Source organism: Streptomyces canus 299MFChir4.1 (assembly GCF_000383615.1).
Classification (GTDB): Bacteria; Actinomycetota; Actinomycetes; order Streptomycetales; family Streptomycetaceae; genus Streptomyces; species Streptomyces canus_C.
On record NZ_KB911585.1, the window covers coordinates 200726 to 216880 of the forward strand.

16 protein-coding genes and 1 pseudogene are annotated in these 16155 nt (G+C 72.7%); 7 read left to right on the forward strand and 10 right to left on the reverse strand.

The window, feature by feature from the left end:
- Positions 1–11 precede the first annotated feature (11 nt).
- Together H293_RS0111835 and H293_RS52630 are read right to left on the reverse strand one after the other, a co-directional pair.
- Positions 12–2027 (reverse strand): NADPH-dependent 2,4-dienoyl-CoA reductase, encoded by a 2016-nt coding sequence (locus H293_RS0111835; protein ID WP_020118089.1) that lies wholly within the window; start codon positions 2025–2027, stop codon positions 12–14.
- Positions 2028–2133: 106 nt separating this feature from the next.
- A pseudogene (locus H293_RS52630) lies at positions 2134–2493 on the reverse strand (MmyB family transcriptional regulator).
- 177 nt (positions 2494–2670) lie between these two features.
- Between H293_RS52630 and H293_RS59155 the strand changes: the two are divergent.
- Positions 2671–2829 (forward strand): hypothetical protein, encoded by a 159-nt coding sequence (locus H293_RS59155; RefSeq protein WP_020118092.1) that lies wholly within the window; start codon positions 2671–2673, stop codon positions 2827–2829.
- A gap of 74 nt (positions 2830–2903) precedes the next feature.
- On the opposite strand, the gene H293_RS0111855 is transcribed toward H293_RS59155, so the two are convergent.
- The 4 genes from H293_RS0111855 to H293_RS0111870 all read right to left on the reverse strand — a co-directional run bounded on the left by H293_RS0111855 (position 2904) and on the right by H293_RS0111870 (position 5960).
- Complete coding sequence (locus H293_RS0111855; RefSeq protein ID WP_020118093.1) at positions 2904–3272, reverse strand: hypothetical protein; 369 nt, start codon at positions 3270–3272, stop codon at positions 2904–2906.
- 106 nt (positions 3273–3378) lie between these two features.
- Positions 3379–3648 carry a DUF3040 domain-containing protein gene (locus tag H293_RS0111860; RefSeq protein ID WP_020118094.1) on the reverse strand — a complete coding sequence of 90 codons (270 nt, stop codon included), beginning with the start codon at positions 3646–3648 and terminating at the stop codon, positions 3379–3381.
- A gap of 21 nt (positions 3649–3669) precedes the next feature.
- Positions 3670–4908 (reverse strand): cation:proton antiporter, encoded by a 1239-nt coding sequence (locus tag H293_RS0111865; protein ID WP_020118095.1) that lies wholly within the window; start codon positions 4906–4908, stop codon positions 3670–3672.
- A 176-nt stretch (positions 4909–5084) separates the two neighbouring features.
- Positions 5085–5960, reverse strand: coding sequence for a hypothetical protein (locus H293_RS0111870; RefSeq protein WP_020118096.1), 876 nt, complete (start codon positions 5958–5960; stop codon positions 5085–5087).
- Positions 5961–6222: 262 nt separating this feature from the next.
- Between H293_RS0111870 and H293_RS0111875 the strand changes: the two genes are divergently transcribed.
- Entirely contained in the window at positions 6223–8304 is a 2082-nt protein-coding gene (locus H293_RS0111875) for a SpoIIE family protein phosphatase (protein ID WP_028807763.1), read from the forward strand.
- 61 nt (positions 8305–8365) lie between these two features.
- Here the strand turns inward: H293_RS0111875 and H293_RS0111880 are convergent, their stop codons facing one another.
- Positions 8366–9613 carry an MFS transporter gene (locus H293_RS0111880; protein WP_020118098.1) on the reverse strand — a complete coding sequence of 416 codons (1248 nt, stop codon included), beginning with the start codon at positions 9611–9613 and terminating at the stop codon, positions 8366–8368.
- Between the two features lie 132 nt (positions 9614–9745).
- On the opposite strand from H293_RS0111880, the gene H293_RS0111885 reads away from it, so the two are divergent.
- Positions 9746–10672 carry a LysR family transcriptional regulator gene (locus H293_RS0111885; RefSeq protein WP_020118099.1) on the forward strand — a complete coding sequence of 309 codons (927 nt, stop codon included), beginning with the start codon at positions 9746–9748 and terminating at the stop codon, positions 10670–10672.
- Here H293_RS0111885 and H293_RS0111890 read toward each other — a convergent pair.
- The gene (locus H293_RS0111890; protein WP_020118100.1) at positions 10669–11460 is read right to left on the reverse strand and encodes a putative protein N(5)-glutamine methyltransferase; all 792 of its coding nucleotides are present in this window, start codon (positions 11458–11460) and stop codon (positions 10669–10671) included. The genes H293_RS0111885 and H293_RS0111890 overlap by 4 nt on opposite strands.
- 224 nt (positions 11461–11684) lie before the next feature.
- Here H293_RS0111890 and H293_RS0111895 point away from each other — a divergent pair, with 224 nt between their 5' ends.
- On the forward strand, positions 11685–12122 hold the full coding sequence (locus tag H293_RS0111895; RefSeq protein ID WP_020118101.1) for a MarR family winged helix-turn-helix transcriptional regulator: 438 nt from the start codon (positions 11685–11687) through the stop codon (positions 12120–12122).
- On the opposite strand, the gene H293_RS0111900 is transcribed toward H293_RS0111895, so the two are convergent.
- Together H293_RS0111900 and H293_RS0111905 are read right to left on the reverse strand one after the other, a co-directional pair.
- Positions 12119–12829: a GNAT family N-acetyltransferase gene (locus H293_RS0111900; protein WP_020118102.1), complete on the reverse strand. Its 711-nt coding sequence runs from the start codon at positions 12827–12829 to the stop codon at positions 12119–12121. The two genes, H293_RS0111895 and H293_RS0111900, sit on opposite strands and share 4 nt — an antisense overlap.
- Positions 12826–13752: an NADP-dependent oxidoreductase gene (locus H293_RS0111905; RefSeq protein WP_020118103.1), complete on the reverse strand. Its 927-nt coding sequence runs from the start codon at positions 13750–13752 to the stop codon at positions 12826–12828. Before H293_RS0111905 ends, H293_RS0111900 begins: the two co-directional genes overlap by 4 nt.
- Positions 13753–13919: 167 nt before the next feature.
- Here H293_RS0111905 and H293_RS0111910 point away from each other — a divergent pair, with 167 nt between their 5' ends.
- From H293_RS0111910 to H293_RS0111920, 3 genes are all read left to right on the forward strand, one after another.
- Positions 13920–14525: a sulfite oxidase-like oxidoreductase gene (locus tag H293_RS0111910; protein WP_028807764.1), complete on the forward strand. Its 606-nt coding sequence runs from the start codon at positions 13920–13922 to the stop codon at positions 14523–14525.
- Complete coding sequence (locus H293_RS0111915; protein ID WP_020118105.1) at positions 14518–15288, forward strand: ferredoxin reductase; 771 nt, start codon at positions 14518–14520, stop codon at positions 15286–15288. Before H293_RS0111910 ends, H293_RS0111915 begins: the two co-directional genes overlap by 8 nt.
- 132 nt (positions 15289–15420) lie before the next feature.
- Positions 15421–16002, forward strand: a complete 582-nt coding sequence (locus H293_RS0111920) for an Rv1733c family protein (protein ID WP_028807765.1) — start codon at positions 15421–15423, stop codon at positions 16000–16002.
- Positions 16003–16155: the final 153 nt, after the last annotated feature.

The window sequence follows — 16155 nt, forward strand, 5'->3', positions numbered from 1 at the left end:
AGGGACGCCCCCTAGAGGGCGGCCGCGACCTCGGTGCCCTGCTTGACGGCCCGCTTGGCGTCCAGCTCGGCGGCCACGTCGGCACCGCCGATCAGGTGCGCGCTGCGGCCCGCGGCGACGAGCTCCTCGTACAGGTCCCGGCGCGGTTCCTGCCCGGTGCACAGCACGATGGTGTCGACCTTCAGGACCGTGCTCTCCCCGCCGACGGTGACATGCAGTCCGGCGTCGTCGATACGGTCGTAGCGCACCCCGGGGACCATGGAGACGCCCCGGTGCTTGAGCTCGGTCCGGTGGATCCAGCCGGTGGTCTTGCCGAGCCCGGCGCCGACCTTGCTGGTCTTGCGCTGGAGGAGGTGCACGGTGCGGGGCGGGGCGGGGCGTTCGGGGGCCGCGAGTCCGCCCGGCGCCGTGTAGTCCATGTCGACGCCCCACTGGCGGAAGTACGTCTCGGGGTTCTCGTGCGCCTTGTCGCCGCCGTCGGTGAGGAACTCGGCGACGTCGAAGCCGATGCCGCCCGCGCCGAGAATCGCGACCCGGCCGCCGACAGGGGCGTTGTCGCGCAGGACGTCGAGGTAGCCGACCACGCTGGGGTGGTCGACGCCCGGGATGTCCGGGGTGCGCGGGGAAACCCCGGTGGCGACCACGACCTCGTCGTAGGCGTCCAGGTCGGCACAGGACACCGGGGTGTCGAGCCGTACGTCCACTCCGTGGGCGTCGAGCTGGTGGCGGAAGTAGCGGATCGTCTCGTCGAACTCCTGCTTGCCGGGGACCCGGCGGGCGACGTTGAGCTGGCCGCCGATCTCGCTCGCGGCGTCGAACAGGGTGACCTCGTGGCCGCGTTCGGCGGCGCTCACGGCACAGGCGAGTCCGGCCGGTCCCGCACCGACGACCGCGACCCGCTTCCTCAACCGCGTGGGCGCCAGCACCAGTTCGGTCTCGTGGCAGGCGCGCGGGTTGACCAGGCAGGAGGTGATCTTCCCGCCGAAGGTGTGGTCGAGGCAGGCCTGGTTGCAGCCGATGCAGGTGTTGATCGCCTCGGGCGTACCGGCCGCGGCCTTGTTCACGAACTCCGGGTCGGCGAGCATCGGGCGGGCCATCGAGACCATGTCCGCGTACCCGTCGGCGAGCAACTCATCGGCCAGTTCGGGGGTGTTGATGCGGTTGGTGGTGACGAGCGGGATCGACACCTCGCCCATGAGCCGCTTCGTCACCCAGGTGTAGGCCCCGCGCGGGACCGAGGTCGCGATGGTGGGGATGCGGGCCTCGTGCCAGCCGATGCCGGTGTTGATGATCGTGGCCCCGGCGGCCTCGACGGCCCTGGCGAGGGTGATCACCTCGTCGAGCGTGGAGCCGCCCGGGACGAGGTCCAGCATGGACAGCCGGTAGACGATGATGAAGTCCTCGCCGACGGCCTCGCGCACCCGTCGCACGATCTCCACGGGCAGGCGCATGCGGTTCTCGTACGAGCCGCCCCAGCGGTCGGTGCGGTGGTTGGTCTGCGCGGCGATGAACTCGTTGATGAGGTAGCCCTCGGAGCCCATGATCTCCACACCGTCGTAGCCGGCCTGCCGGGCCAGGCGGGCGGTGCGGGCGTAGTCGTCGATGGTCCGCTCGACCTCGGCGTCGGTGAGCTCGCGGGGCACGAAGGGGCTGATCGGCGCCTGGAGGGGGCTCGGGGCGACGAGGTCCCGGTGGTAGGCGTACCGGCCGAAGTGCAGGATCTGCATCGCGATCCGGCCGCCCTCGCGGTGCACGGCCTCGGTGATGGTCCGGTGCTGCTCGGCCTCCGCGTCCGTGGTGAGCTTGGCGCCGCCCTCGGCGGGCCGCCCCTCCTCGTTGGGTGCGATGCCGCCGGTGACGATCAGGCCCACTCCCCCGCGTGCCCGCTCCGCGTAGAAGGCGGCCATGCGCTCGAAGCCGCGCTCGGCCTCCTCAAGGCCGACGTGCATGGAGCCCATCAGCACGCGGTTGGGCAGGGTGGTGAAGCCCAGGTCGAGCGGGTTCAGCAGGTGCGGGTAACGGCTCATCGGGCCCCTCCGTCGCGGTCTCGTGCTCTCTGTTGTAGAGGACCGCGACACCTTTATGCAACTAGTTGCACAACCGGGAGGGGTGATCCGGGCCACGTCGACGGCTTCAGGTGCGGGCGTCCTTTCCGCTCGTCCCGCCGGACTTCTCGGTCTCGGCGGCGGCCAGGCTCCCCAGCAGGGCGAGGGCCTGCTGGGACGGGCTGCCGGGCTCGGCCTGATAGACGACCAGCTGCCGGCCGGGGGCGCTGTTGACAGTCAACGACTCGTATTCCAGGGTCGGTTCACCGACCTGCGGATGCCGGAATCATTTGCTCTCGCGGGTCTTGCGGCGGATGTCGTGGCGGGCCCACAGTCGGCCGAACTCCGCACTGCGCAGCGAGAGTTCGCCGACCGCCGCGACCAGCCGCGGATCCTCGCGACCGGTCCCCGCGGCGGCGCGCAGCGCGGCCACGGTGTTCACCGCCACGGGCTCCCAGTCCGGGTAGAACGCGCGCGCGTCCGGGTCGTGTCTCCTCGCGGCGGCCTCCGGCGGCGGCCCGGCGGACCTGGTCCACGTCGGTTCCGTGGGCGGGGGTCTCCCCTTTCCCGGCTGGTCCGCCTACTGCGCCACCAAGGGATCACCACCACCGAGCCGGGCGCCGACATGCGGGACGCAGAGACCCGGAAGCCTCTGTCCCGCGTGCGCACCGGTCTGACGCCCCTGACCGCGAAGGACATCGCACAAGCCATCGCCTTCGCGGTGGCGGCTCCGCCGAACGTCGATGTCGCCGAGATGGTGGTGGTCCCGGTGCGGCAGGGCTGATCACCGGGTGGCCGGTCGCGCCCCCGCAGCGGCGCGGGGAACCGCGTGACCGGCCACGACGGCGCCGCGGACCGTCAACGACTCTCCAGCCTCACATGCAGTTCCCGCTCCTGGTCCCCCGACGCGGACGAGAGCTCCCGCACCGTGAACATGGAGTCCAAGGTCTCGCGAAGCCTCTCGATGGCCCAGTACCCGCCCTGTGCATCGGCCTCCACGGAGGACGACAACCGTGCGGGCGGCGGACACGACCGCGCCTCGGTCACTTCGAAGGTCCCCAGCCACACCATCGGCCGCGACTCGTGCAATTGCTGCGGCACCTCGTCGGCTCCCCGGTCCGACTCGAAGCAGGTGCTCAGCGTGTCGAAGACGATCCGCGCGTCCTCCGCGCTGCATCCGCTGATCTCCAGGGAGACAGACTCCTCGTGCGCTTGCTCACGATCCATCGTGGTCGCTCCTCTCGTGGCGATGACCGGACCGCCGGGTTCCCCGCGAGCCGCACCACACCCCCAGAAAAGCACCACCTTTCCCGGAGCACTACCGGCGAGGCTGTCAGCGCTGCGGCCGATCCCGGGGCGGGTCGAACATGGGTACGGCGATTCCGGCGAGCACCACGCCCAGGGCCACGAGAAGGCCCTCGGGTAGTGCCGTGCCGGTGGCGAGGAGGGCCAGGGCCACGGCCAGGGTCCCCCATGCCCCGGCACGCCGGTACTCGCGGGGCCGGGCCGGGCGGCCCGAACCCAGCGCGCGGGTGAACCGTGGGTCGTCACGCTCCAGCCGTGCCGCGAGATCGACCAGGTGTTCGTCGTCGGGCTGGCGCATGACTCCTCCTTCACACGGCCCCTACCGTTCGGCGTCCGCCCCCACCGCGACGGAGACCGGCGCCGGTGCGGTGTCGTCCCCGGGCGTCCGGGTACGACGACGGGACCCCAGGGCCCGGGCCAACAGATGGGCCCGCCCCGCGGCCACGGGGCCGAGTACGGCCAGGACAAGGACATACCCGGCGATGAACGGCGCCAGACGTGCGTCCAGCCCCGCACTCGCCGCCATCGCGCCGAGAATCAGGGCGAATTCGCCGCGTGCCACGAGGGTGGTCGCGATGTCGGCGGCGCGCTGGGCGCCGTAGCCGTAGAGCCGCGCGACGAGCAGACCGGCGACGATGTTCATCACCACGGTCACGCCCGCGGCCGCGGCGACGGGTCCGGCGACGGACGTGACGACGCCGGGGTCGATGGACAGTCCGAACGCGAAGAAGAAGATCGCGGCGAAGGCGTCGCGCAGCGGGTGCACCAGTCGGCGGATGCGTGGCCCGGAGGGCGTGCCGGCCAGCATCAGCCCCACCATGAAGGCGCCGATGGCGTCGGCGACGCCGAGCACCTCGGAGATCCCGGCGACGAGCACGACGGCGCCGAGGAAGCTGATGACCAGGAGCTCGTCGTCCCGGACCTGGACCAGCCGGCCTATCCAGCGCGTGCCGTACCGGGCGGCGGCGGCCAGCACCAGCAGGAATCCGAAGGCCTTGCCCGCCTGGAGGAGCACCTCCACCGGACCGCGCGCGCCGCTGATCACCGGCTGGAGCGCCGCGAGGTAGAGCGCGAGGAAGATGTCCTCCACCACGATCACGCCGAGGATCAGCCGGGTCTCGGGGCGGCCGATCCTCCCCAGGTCGATGAGGATCTTGGTGACGATCGCGGACGAGGAGATGCCGAGGACCCCGGCGAGCACCAGCGCCTCCCGGGTTCCCCAGCCCAGCGCGAACCCGAAGCCGAGCCCGGCGCCGACGTTCGCCAGGAGATAGATGCCGCCCGCCGCGAGCAGGCGCCTGCCGTCGGTGCGGAGGTCGTCGACGTGGAACTCCAGGCCCAGGTAGAACAGCAGCAGCACCAGGCCGAGCGCGGAGAGCATCTCGAAGTCGTGCGCGTCCTCGACCAGGACCAGGCCGGGCGTGTGCGGCCCGAGCAGGATGCCGGCCAGCATGAACAGCGGGATGGTCGGCAGTCCGATCCGGCCGCCGAGGCGGGCGAGGAACGCGGCGGCCAGGAAGGCGCCGCCCATGGCGAGCAGGGTGTCAGCGTGTCCCACGGGTCACCTCGCCCGGGGGTGCGGCAGGACGTCGTGCAGGCTGTGTTTCACGGGGGTGGATGCCAGATCTCCCTTGGTGTGGTGGGGTGTTCGTGCCACCGTCGCATCCGGCCCCGGGGCCCCGCCATCGGTGCCGACCCTCATTCGCGAAGGGCCGGCACCCGCCCGTCAGAAGCTCAACTCCTGGTGAAGCGGTACGTCTTGCTGTCCGTCAGGACACAGAAGCCGGGTGAGACGACGATCACCCGCAGGGTTCCGGTACGGCGGTCGTAGTCGATGCCCTCCGCCTCGAACGTGCCGGAGCACCCGCTCCTGAGGGGCAGTTGACGCAGGGCCGTGACATGCCCGGTGACGTTCGCCGAGCCGGTCGGGGCGGCGGTCAGGTCGATCTGGAGGAGCGGCTTGGTGTATCCGAAGAGCGTGCCCGCCGGGTCGTCCGAGGAGCACAGCAGCTGGGTGGCGCTCAGGAAGTCGCAGCCCTGTACGTCCCGGACGGCGTGGTCGAGGGTGACGGTGGCCGCCTGTGGAAGGTTCGCCGAGGGCGAGGTGCTCGCGTTGACGCCGGGCGTGGGGAAGACCAGGAAGCGGGTCATGGTGCCCCACTCGCCGGAGAGCATCCACTGTCCGTCGGGCGAGACGGCGACCCAGGAGTTGTTGAGCGCCTCGCCCGGGCTGAGCGTGTGGACGTACTCGGACCAGGTCCCGTTCGGCGCCTGCACGCGGTACATCTTCGCGGTGCCGGAGTCCGCCTGGTAGGGCTCGATGTAGTGGCCGTCGTAGGAGGCGTCGGGGTCGCCCACGTGGTTCCAGCCGCGGGTGGAGACGCCGATGGGGATGGTGCCGATGCCGGTGTACCGGTTGGCGGCTCCGGCGGGGACCTCGACCGAGGTGAGGCCCTGGCTCTCGGTGAGCGGGTCGGCGCGGTCGGAACCGGCCTCGGTCCAGGTGTCGGCGGCGGAGGCCGGCGGCGCGGCGGCCAGGAGGGCCGTCGCGGTGAGGGTGGCGAGGGCGGCGAGCAGCGCATGACAACGCTGTCTGGCGCGCAGGGGCATGGATGTCTCCTGAGGCTCCTGGAGCGTGGGTGAGGTGGGTCGGCGGACAGTCTGGCGCCCCTACGGCAGTCATGTACAGGCCAATCGAATGAACAAGCGGCCTTCGTCACCCCGGCGCACTTCACCGGACGCGCCCCCTCGTGTTGAGGGATGGTGGAAGAACACGACCGCGTGGTCCCGGAGACCGTTCAACGCGGTAGAACAAGGGGAGTCGGCACAGGGCCACGGCGTGCCGCGAGGACGGTCTAAGGCGGTTCGTGCAATGGGTGCAGCCGGAATACCCACGTCCGAGGGCGGAGAGCCCCCGCGCGGGGCGGGACGGCCGAGCGGGCTGCTCGACGAGTTGGGCATGGCCTCGGTGGTACTGGACGCCAAGGGCCGCATCGTGCTGTGGAGCCCGCAGGCCGAGGAGCTGTTCGGCTACGGCGCGCAGGAGGCGCTCGGGCAGTACGCGGCCCACCTGATGATCCACGAGCAGCACGCCGACCTGGTCGTCAAGCTGTTCGCGGACGTCATGGAGACCGGCCAGAGCTGGGCCGGCGCCTTCCCCGTCCGGCGCAAGGACGGCGGCACCAAACTGGTGGAGTTCCGCAACATGCGGCTGCTCGACGACCGCGGCGCCGTCTACGCGCTCGGGTTGTGCGCCGACCAGTCGACCGTGCGCCGCCTGGAGCGGGACGTGGCGCTGTCCACCCGGATGATCTCCCAGTCCCCGATAGGGCTGGCCGTGCTGGACACCGAGCTGCGGTACGTCTCGGTGAACCCGGCCCTGGAACTGCTGAACGGCGTTCCGGCCGAGGAGCACGTCGGGCGGAAGATCGGCGAGGTGCTGCCGCATCTGGACGTGGCCGCCTTCGAGGCCGCCGCCCGCGAGGTGCTGCGCACCGGCAAGCCGCTGGTCGACCAGCACACGGTCTGGCGTACGCCCGCGGATCCCGACACCGACCACGCCTGGTCGGTCTCGCTGTACCGCCTGGAGGACGCGCTGGGCACCGTCCTGGGGGTGGCGGGTTCGGTGCTGGACGTCACCGAGCACCATCTGGCGACGGTGGAGGCCGAGACGGCCCGGCGCCGCCTCGCGCTCGTCGCCGACGCCTCCGCCCGCATCGGCACCACCCTCGACCTGGACCGCACCGCCCGCGAGCTGGCCGACGTGGCGGTGCCGGAGCTCGCGGACGTGGCGGCCGTGGACCTGCTGGAGGCGGTGGTGCAGGGCAGGCCGAGCACCCTGCGGCCCACCGAGCCCGCCGTGATGCGTCCCCTGGCCGTCGAGGCGGCCGGTGCCCCGGACGCCCTGGGCGCGGCCGATCCGCCCGGGCAGGTCGCCCGGTACGCCCCCGAGCGCCTGGTCACCGAGTGCGTGCGCACGGGGAGCCCGGTCCTGGTGGCGCAGGTCGGTCCCGAGGACCTGGTGCGCATCGCCCGCTCACCGGAAGCGGCCGCACAGCTGGCCAGGGCCGGTGTGCACTCCTATCTCGCCGTGCCGCTGATCGCGCGCGGCGAGGTGCTCGGCGCCCTCGACCTCAAGCGCGTGCACCATCCGGAGCCCTTCGGCGAGGACGACCTGCTGCTGGCGCGGGAACTGGCGGCCCGGGCGGCGGTGCAGATCGACAACGCCCGCTGGTACCAGGACGCCCGCAACACCGCTCTCACCCTCCAGCGCAGCCTGCTGCCCAGCCACCCGGCCGTGACCGGCGGCCTGGAGGTCGCCTCCCGCTACCAGCCCGCGGGTGCCACCGCCGAGGTCGGCGGCGACTGGTTCGACGTCATCCCGCTCGGCGGGGGCAAGACCGCGCTGGTCGTGGGCGACGTGATGGGCAGCGGCATCAGCGCCGCCGCGACCATGGGCCGGCTGCGCACCGCGACCAACACCCTGGCCTCCCTCGACCTCGACCCGGCCAAGCTGCTCGAACACCTCGACCGGATCACCGAGGACCTGGACCACTCCATCGCCACCTGCGTGTACGCCGTGCACGATCCGGGGCTCGGGCAGTGCCGGATCGCCAACGCCGGGCACCTGCCTCCGGTGCGGCTGCGCCCCGGCCGTCCCCCCGAACTGCTCGAACTGCCCACGGGGGCGCCGCTGGGCGTGGGCGGTGTCGCCTTCTCCACCACCACCGTCGACCTCGCACCCGGTGACCGTCTCGTCCTGTACACGGACGGACTCGTCGAGACCCGCCAGCACCCGCTCGACGAGCGCCTGGACGCGCTCCTCGACCTGCTCGACACCCCCGACGGGCCGCTGGAGGAGATCTGCGACCTGCTGCTGCGCACACTGCACCAGCCGGACAACTCCGACGACGTGGCGCTGCTGATCGCGCGGGTGCAGTCGCCCGCGACCTGAGGGACGTACGCCTCTCGCCCCAGGGAGATCGACAGGCCGGCCCCGGACCACAGGAGGGGCGTCACGGGGACCCGGCGGAGGAGGGCAGGGCGTCCCGGCTCACGCCGGATCCGGCGGCGGCCCGGCGGGGCAGCAGGAACGGGGTGGCCAGCAGCAGGAGCCCGGCGAGCGCGATCGCAGCGCGGGTTCCGGTGAGGGTGGCCAGGAGGCCCCACAGAGCGGTCAGGGCCGCGGTGATCAGCTTGCCCGTCACCGACCAGGCGGAGAGGGTGCGGACCACCCGGTCCGTCGGCGTCATCTGCAGCCGGTGGGTGGAGAACACGGGGTTGAAGACGGCGCATGAGGTGATCACCCCGAGTTCGACGGCCATGACGAGCAGCAGTCCGGCCGTTCCGGGGCCGACGAAGGCGAGGCCGAGGGGCCAGCACGCGCGCAGGGCACCCGAGGTGATCAGCACGCGGTGCTGTCCGTACCGGGTGACCAGGGGGCGCGCGATCCGTGAGCCGAGGAGACCGCCGAGGCAGGGCACCGAGAAGGCGAGCGCGTACTGCCAGGGGGCGAAGCCCAGCGGACCCAGCATGAGGACGGTCAGCAGCGGTACCGGCACCATGATCAGGGCGTTGACGAGGACCGTGTTGAAGAACAGGGGGCGCAGCACGGGACTGGCCAGGATGTGGCGCCAGCCCTCCAGGAGGGACCCCTTCGCCGCGCCGGCGGGCTCGGGCCGTGCTTCGCCGCCGCCGATCGCGCGGATCCCCAGCGCCGACAGCAGATAGCTGACGGCGTCGGCCAGCAGGGTCGTCACGGGACCGAAGACCCCGATGGCGGCCCCGCCGAGGGGAGGTCCGATCACGATGGCGGTCCAGTTCGTCGCCTCGAACCGCCCGTTGGCGACCAGCAGGTCGTCCCGGTCGACGAGGGACTTGAGGAAGGCCCCGGAAGCGGCGGAGAAGGTGATGTCGGCCGCGGCGACGACCACCGACACGGCCAGGAGCTGGGCGAAGGTGAGCGCACCGAGCGCGTAGGCGGCGGGGACGCTCAACAGGGCGGCGAACCGGGCGAGGTCCATCGCGACCATCACCGGCCGCTTGCGCCGGAACTCCACCCAGGGTCCGAGCGGCACCGCCACCGCCGCGCCGACGGCGAGCCCCGCGGCCGCCAGCGCGGACACCGCGGCGGGGCCGGCGTGCAGCACCAGGACGGCGATCAGCGGGAAGGCTCCGAACGACAGCGAGGTGCCGAAGGCACTGACCGCGTAGGCCGCCCACAGCCACCCGAACCGCCGCCCCAGCGACCGTCTCCCGTCCACGCCCGAACCCCCTCGCCGACAACCCCGCGGTGACCGACGCCATCCAACCCAGTGCCGGGCCCGCAGATCAAACAACCACGGGACCGACCGGCCACAACCCGGGGTTGTGCCCCGACGGCCTAGGGTTCCCGCATGGATCTCGACGCCGTACGCACCTTCGTCGCCGTGGCGGACGCGGGGCGGTTCCAGGAGGCCGCCCACCGGCTGGCAGTCACCCAGCAGGCCGTGTCGAAGCGGGTGGCCACGCTGGAGAGGGACCTCGGGGCGCTGCTGTTCACCCGTACACCGCGCGGCGCCCGGCTGACCATCGACGGACAGGCGTTCCTGCCGCACGCCCGCGAACTCCTCCGGGCCGCGGAACGGGCGGCCGCCTCGGTCCGGCCGGGCAGCCGGGCGCTGCGCGTCGACGTGATCGGCCGCCGGCTCGCCCCCGCGGAACTGCTGCGCGCCTTCCACCGCACGCACCCCGGCATCGAACTCGACGTGGTCACCCTGTTCGACGCCGACGCGGCCCTCGCCGCCCTCCGGTCCGGCACGATCGACGCGTCCTTCCGTGCCGTCCCGCACTCCTCGGGGCAGTCGGCCGACGACATCGCGTCCGTGCGGGTCTACGACGAGCCGGTCCAACTGCTCACCGGCCCCGGCCACGCGCTCGCGGGAGCCCGCTCGGTGGCGCCGTCCGAACTGGCCGGGCACCGCATCTGGATGCCCGGCCTGGTCACCGGGACCGAGTGGGGCACGTACTACGACGATCTCGCGGCCGCCTTCGGTCTCACCATCGAGGTCACAGGACCCGACTTCGGTACCGACCCCCTCCTCGACACCATCGCCGACTCCGCGACCCTGGCTACCCTCGTCGGCGAGCTCACCCGTCTGGTCTGGCCGTCCGACCAGGACCTGCGCCGCATCCCGGTCCACGGGCCCACCCCGGTCTACCCCCACTCCCTGATCTGGCGCTCCGACAACTCCCATCCGGCCCTCGCCGCCCTCCGGGCCCATCTGCACGCCACCCGGCCCGAAGCGCCGGGCGCGGGGACATGGGCTCCGGGCTGGGCCTAGGCGCTGGTGCCGATCACGACGTGGGCGTACAGCTCCTCGGAGACCGCCAGATGGGAGGTCAGGCCGCTGCGGGTGAAGGCGTCGACGGCGGCGGGGGCCTGGCGTTCGCTGGTCTCGACGAGGAGGTGGCCGCCCGGGGCGAGCCACTGAGGGGCCTCGGCCGCGACCCGGCGCAGGACGTCCAGGCCGTCCGTGCCGCCGTCGAGGGCGACCAGGGGCTCGTGGTCGCGGGCCTCGGTGGGCAGGAAAGCGACCTCTTCGGTGGGCACGTAGGGGACGTTGGCCGCGAGGATGTCGACCCGCCCGCGCAGACCGGCGGGGAGGGCCTCGAAGAGGTCGCCGGTATGGACCCGGCCGCCCGCGTCGGCGGTGTTGCGGCGGGCGCAGTCCACCGCGGCCGGGTCGATGTCGGCGGAGTGCAGTTCGACCGGGCCCAGCGCGGCGGCGAGCGCGGCGCCGACCGCGCCGGAGCCGCAGCACAGGTCCACGACGACGGAGGCGCCCGGCGCCAGGGCGAGGGCCTGGTCGACGAGGAACTCGGTGCGCCGGCGCGGCACGAAGACGCCGGGAGCCACGGTGACCCGCAGTCCCCGGAACTCGGCCCAGCCGACGACGAGTTCGAGGGGGTGGCCGATGACCCGGCGGTCGACCATGTCCGCCAGTTCGTCCGGGGTGCGGGCGGCGGCGAGGATCAGCCGGGCCTCGTCCTCGGCGAAGACGCAGCCCGCGGTGCGCAGGGCGGTGACGACGGAGTCGGCGGAGGTGAAACGGGGAGAGAGTGAGGGCATGGAAGCCGAGAGCCTTTCGAGAGCCGAAGGGCGCTCCCGCGGTCACCTGGGCCTACGAGCGGTGATCCGCGCCGGTTCGAGGAGAGAGCACCCGATCTGACACAGCGTTGATGGGTCTCACCTCCCTCGGTCTGTCACGGCTGGGACTGCCCTCAGCCGGAGGGCCACCCTACCCCAGGACGCCGCGAGTTGTACTCTGCAACCAGTACCTTGAGGGAGGTCTGGTGGAAGCAGCGACGGCCGTGGAGACCATCCAGCGCGAGATGACGGTCTTCGCGCGACGGGCCCGGGCCTCGGCGGGCCGACTGCATCCGGAGCTGTCGCTGGTGTCGTACACGCTCCTCGGGCATCTGGAGGAGCGCGACGGCTGCCGCGCCACCGACCTGGCCGCCCACTACGCCCTGGACAAGTCCACGGTGAGCCGCCAGGTCACCGCTCTGGAGCGGGCCGGTCTCGTCGAGCGGCGCCAGGACCCGGAGGACCACCGTGTCCAGGTGCTGCATCTGACCGCGGCAGGCCGGCGCATCCTGGGCCAGGTCACCGTGAGCCGCCGCGCGGCCGTCGGCGAACGGCTCGCGGAGTGGTCGCGGGAGGACCTGGAGCGGTTCGCCGGGTACCTCATGCGCTACAACGCCTGGCCCGGTCCGGCCGAGGACGCCTAGAAGACCCCCTCCGGCAACCGCTCGGGTACCCGGGCGGCGAGGAACGCGGTGGTGCGCCGGAGCCGGAAGCCGAGGGACTCGTAGAGCCGGATGGCATGGGTGTTCCGGGCCGCGGTGTGCAGGAACGGCGTCTCACCGCGCTGCCGGATGCCGTGGGCGACGGCGAGGACCAGCCGGGTCGCGAGGCCCTGGCCGCGGACGGCGGGGTCGGTGCAGACCGCGCTGAGCTCGGTCCAGCCCGGCGGGTGCAGCCGCTCCCCCGCCATCGCGACGAGGGCTCCTTCCCGGCGTATGCCCAGGTAGGTGCCCATCTCGATGGTGCGGGGCAGGAAGGGCCCGGGTTGGGTGCGGGCGACCAGGTCGAGGATCTCGGGCACGTCGGCGGGGCCGAGACGGACTGCCTCCGGGTCGGGCGCGGTGGCGAGACCGTCGTCGACGAACTGCACACCCTCGACATGGAAGGTGATCTCCCAGCCCGCGGGCACCTGGCCCGCGTAACCGGGCAGCGGCACTTCCGCGCCGGCCCCCGCGAGCGCCGCGATGTCGGCCCAGTCGCCGGCGTCGGGCTCGTCGGGCAGGGCGAGCCACGGAGACACGTCGGCGGGGTAGCGCAGGACCCTGCCGCGCTTCTCGGCGAAGTGGGCGTGCGGGCCGGTCAGGGAGGCGAGGGCCGGGTTGTCGAGGACGTGCGGTGCGCCGGCGGTCATCGGGCGACCTCGATGACCGTCTTGCCGCGGGCGTGGCCCTCCTCGACCGTGCGCAGCGCGTCGCCCGCCCGGTCGAGGGGAAACGTTTCGGTGATGTGCGGGTCCAGGTTCCCCTCCAGCACGAGCCGCGCCACCTCCTCCAGTACGGCCGCGTTGCGGGCCCGCGTCACGTGTGCGCCGCCCACCCGCCGCACGTCCTCCTCGGAGGCCCCGGCGGTGATCAGCTTGGTCCGGTCGGTGAGCAACTCGGCGGACGCGGCGAGCACTTCGCCGCCGACGAGGTCGTACACCCCTTCGATGCCGTCCGGCGCGGCCGTCCGGGCCCGCTCGGCCCAGCCGGGACCGGAAGCCACGTGGACGGCGCCGAGCGACTCGACGAGGTCCTTCTTGCCCTCGCTCGCGACGCCGATCACGCGAAGGCCGAAGGCGCGGGCGATCTGTACGGCCGCCGCGCCGACTCCGCCGCCCGCACCCGTCACCAGCAGCGTGGCGCCCGAGGGCAGGTCGAGCTGGCGGATGCCGTCGTACGCGGTCGCGGCGGCGACGGGCAGGGTGGCGGCCACCGTGTGGGGCAGCCCCACCGGCTTGTGCGCGGCGATTGCGGCCGGCACCAGGGTGTACTCGGTGTAGCCGCCGGCCAGCGCGGTACCGAAGACCTCGTCCCCGACGGCGAAGCCCGCCACGCCGTCCCCGATCTCCTCGACGACACCGGAGACCTCGTTGCCGAACACGACGGGGAAGACCGGCTCCTCGTGCTCGCCGGGGCGCCGGAAGCCCGTGCGCTGCTTCCAGTCGACGGGGTTCACGCCCGCCGCGCGGACGGCCACCACGAGTTGGCCCGGTCCGGGACTCGGCCGGTCCACGTCCACGAACGCCTCGGTCTCCGGGCCGCCGTACCGCGTGAAGACGTACGCCTTGGGCATCTGCTTCCTCGCTCTCCTCGTACCTCACCGGGCACCGGCCCGGCACTCCAGCGCCAAGGAGCGGCGCGCGCCGGCTATTCCCGGTGCCGTGCGGTGTTCATACGGCCGCAATGATCGGGGCACTGACCTGGGACGGAGCACGCGCGGAGACCACGTACGGTGGAAGCATGAACGTCACCCGAGGCTTCACCGGGCGCCCCCGTGTGAACAACACCGGTCTGCCACCGGGCCAGTACGACGCGGGCGACGACTGGCCCGTCCTGTCCGCGGAGGTCACGCCGGACCTGTCGCCGGCCGACTGGACGTTCCGGGTGGACGGACTGGTCGAGCAACCGCACACCTGGGACTGGGACGAGGCGCACGCGCTGCCCATGTCCGCCTACGAGGGTGACATCCACTGCGTGACGAGTTGGTCGAAGTTCGGGGTGCGGTTCGCGGGGGTGCCCTTGGACGCGTTTCTGGCTGTGGCGCGGCCACATGGGTCCGCCACCCATGCCGTCGCCTACTCGCACACCGGCTACACCACGAACCTGCCGCTCGCGGACCTGACCGGTGGGCGGGCCTGGATCGCGTGGGAGTACGACGGGAAGCCGCTGCCCGCCGAACACGGTGGTCCGGCGCGGCTGCTGGTGCCGCACCTGTACTTCTGGAAGAGCGCCAAGTGGGTCGCGGGACTGACCCTGCTCGACCATGACGAGCCGGGTTTCTGGGAGCGGAACGGCTATCACGCGCGGGGCAACCCGTGGGCGGAGCAGAGGTACTCCGGTGACTGAGGCGCTCTCCTCCCCCGCCTTCGCTCCCGTCACGCGGTTCGCGGTGCCGGGGCGTATCGCCGTCGGCGACGGCGTCGCCTCCGTGTGGCAGACCGCCACGCTCACCGAGGTCCGCCGCGAGACCCCGTACGTGTCCACGTTCCGCTTCGCGGTGCCCGCCTGGCAGGGGCACGTGCCCGGCCAGCATCTGATGCTGCGGCTGACCGCCGAGGACGGTTACACCGCCCAGCGCCACTACTCGATCGCCTCGCCGCCGGAGGACTCGGGGCACATCGAGCTGACCCTGGATCATGTCGAGGGCGGTGAGGTCTCGGGCTGGTTCCACAAGGTGGCCGAACCCGGTGACCAGGTCGAGGTGCGGGGGCCACTGAGCGGTTTCTTCGCCTGGCCCGGCGACCGGCCCGCGTTGCTGGTCGGGGCCGGCTCCGGGGTCGTACCGCTGATGTCGATGGTGCGCCACCACCGAGCGCGCGGGCTGTCCGTGCCGCTGCGGCTGCTGGTGTCGGCGCGCAGCCCCGAGGAGCTGATCTACGCGCGGGAGCTCGGCGCCGAGACGACCCCCGTGTTCACGCGGAGCGCCCCGGACGGGGTGCCCGTCGGACGTATGTCGGCCGCACATGTGGCGCCGCTCCTGGCCGAGCAGCCTGAGGGTGGGTGGGAGGCCTATGTGTGCGGTTCCAACGCGTTCGCCGAGCATGCCTCGCGACTACTGGTGGAGGCCGGACAGCCGGTGGACCGTATCCGGATCGAGCGCTTCGGCTGACGATCGTGCGCCCGCGTGCCGGCTGCTGGGGCGCGCCGGCCGGTATACGCGCACCCCGCACGTGAACGACGCGGATGGAGGGGTACTACATCTGTATGACCACTCGCAGGGGTGCGTGGTGCGGAGGTCGACATGGGAACCCGGGTGCGCGGCTGGCGCTGGCGGCGCAATCCCCTCAGGCGCCGGTCGGACGTCGTCGAGGCGTGGACGGTGCTGGCCGTCGCCGTGCTGATGCTGCTGGGGGCCCCGCTGACCGGCGCGGTCGTGGGCTGGTGGGCGCATGACGACGCCCGTGCGGTGGCGGCCGAGCAGCGCTCGGAACGCCACCGGGTCCGCGCGGAGGTCGTCGGCAGGGTCCCGGACTCGCCGCCCGCGGTCCAGGGCGGCCGGGAGCGCTCCTACCGGGTGACCGTGCGCTGGACGGACGCCGGGGCGACGAAGACCGCCACGGCCCGGGTCCCGGCGGGTACCGACCGGGGCGAGAAGGTCGACGTGTGGTTCGACGCCCGGGGCCGGAGCGTGGCCCCGCCGCCGGACGAGACCGCGATCTGGCAGCACACCCTGGTGATGGGCGCCTGTGGCGCGGGCGCCACGATCGCCGTGATCCTCCTCGGCCACTCGCTGGTCCGCGGTGCGGCCGGCCGCCACCGGCTCGCCGAGTGGGAACGGGACTGGGCGCTCACCGAACCGCAGTGGACCCGCCGCCGGGCCTGACGACGTCGGCCCGGGGGAATGCGACCCGGCCATTCGCGACGGCCGGCCGACCACAGGCGCTCTCCAGCCCTCCGTCCACGAGGCCTGGCGATTCGTCCTGCCACGCACGTACGGTGTGATCATCCGGCACTGCTCCTTCGCAAAGGTGGTCCT

Excerpts from the sequence above, each read along its gene's own strand:
- H293_RS0111835 (WP_020118089.1), bottom strand. The coding sequence starts at position 2,027 with ATGAGCCGTTACCCGCACCTGCTGAACCCGCTCGACCTGGGCTTCACC.
- H293_RS59155 (WP_020118092.1), top strand. The coding sequence starts at position 2,671 with ATGCGGGACGCAGAGACCCGGAAGCCTCTGTCCCGCGTGCGCACCGGT.
- H293_RS0111855 (WP_020118093.1), bottom strand. The coding sequence starts at position 3,272 with ATGGATCGTGAGCAAGCGCACGAGGAGTCTGTCTCCCTGGAGATCAGC.
- H293_RS0111860 (WP_020118094.1), bottom strand. The coding sequence starts at position 3,648 with ATGCGCCAGCCCGACGACGAACACCTGGTCGATCTCGCGGCACGGCTG.
- H293_RS0111870 (WP_020118096.1), bottom strand. The coding sequence starts at position 5,960 with ATGCCCCTGCGCGCCAGACAGCGTTGTCATGCGCTGCTCGCCGCCCTC.
- H293_RS0111875 (WP_028807763.1), top strand. The coding sequence starts at position 6,223 with ATGGGTGCAGCCGGAATACCCACGTCCGAGGGCGGAGAGCCCCCGCGC.
- H293_RS0111885 (WP_020118099.1), top strand. The coding sequence starts at position 9,746 with ATGGATCTCGACGCCGTACGCACCTTCGTCGCCGTGGCGGACGCGGGG.
- H293_RS0111890 (WP_020118100.1), bottom strand. The coding sequence starts at position 11,460 with ATGCCCTCACTCTCTCCCCGTTTCACCTCCGCCGACTCCGTCGTCACC.
- H293_RS0111900 (WP_020118102.1), bottom strand. The coding sequence starts at position 12,829 with ATGACCGCCGGCGCACCGCACGTCCTCGACAACCCGGCCCTCGCCTCC.
- H293_RS0111905 (WP_020118103.1), bottom strand. The coding sequence starts at position 13,752 with ATGCCCAAGGCGTACGTCTTCACGCGGTACGGCGGCCCGGAGACCGAG.
- H293_RS0111910 (WP_028807764.1), top strand. The coding sequence starts at position 13,920 with ATGAACGTCACCCGAGGCTTCACCGGGCGCCCCCGTGTGAACAACACC.
- H293_RS0111920 (WP_028807765.1), top strand. The coding sequence starts at position 15,421 with ATGGGAACCCGGGTGCGCGGCTGGCGCTGGCGGCGCAATCCCCTCAGG.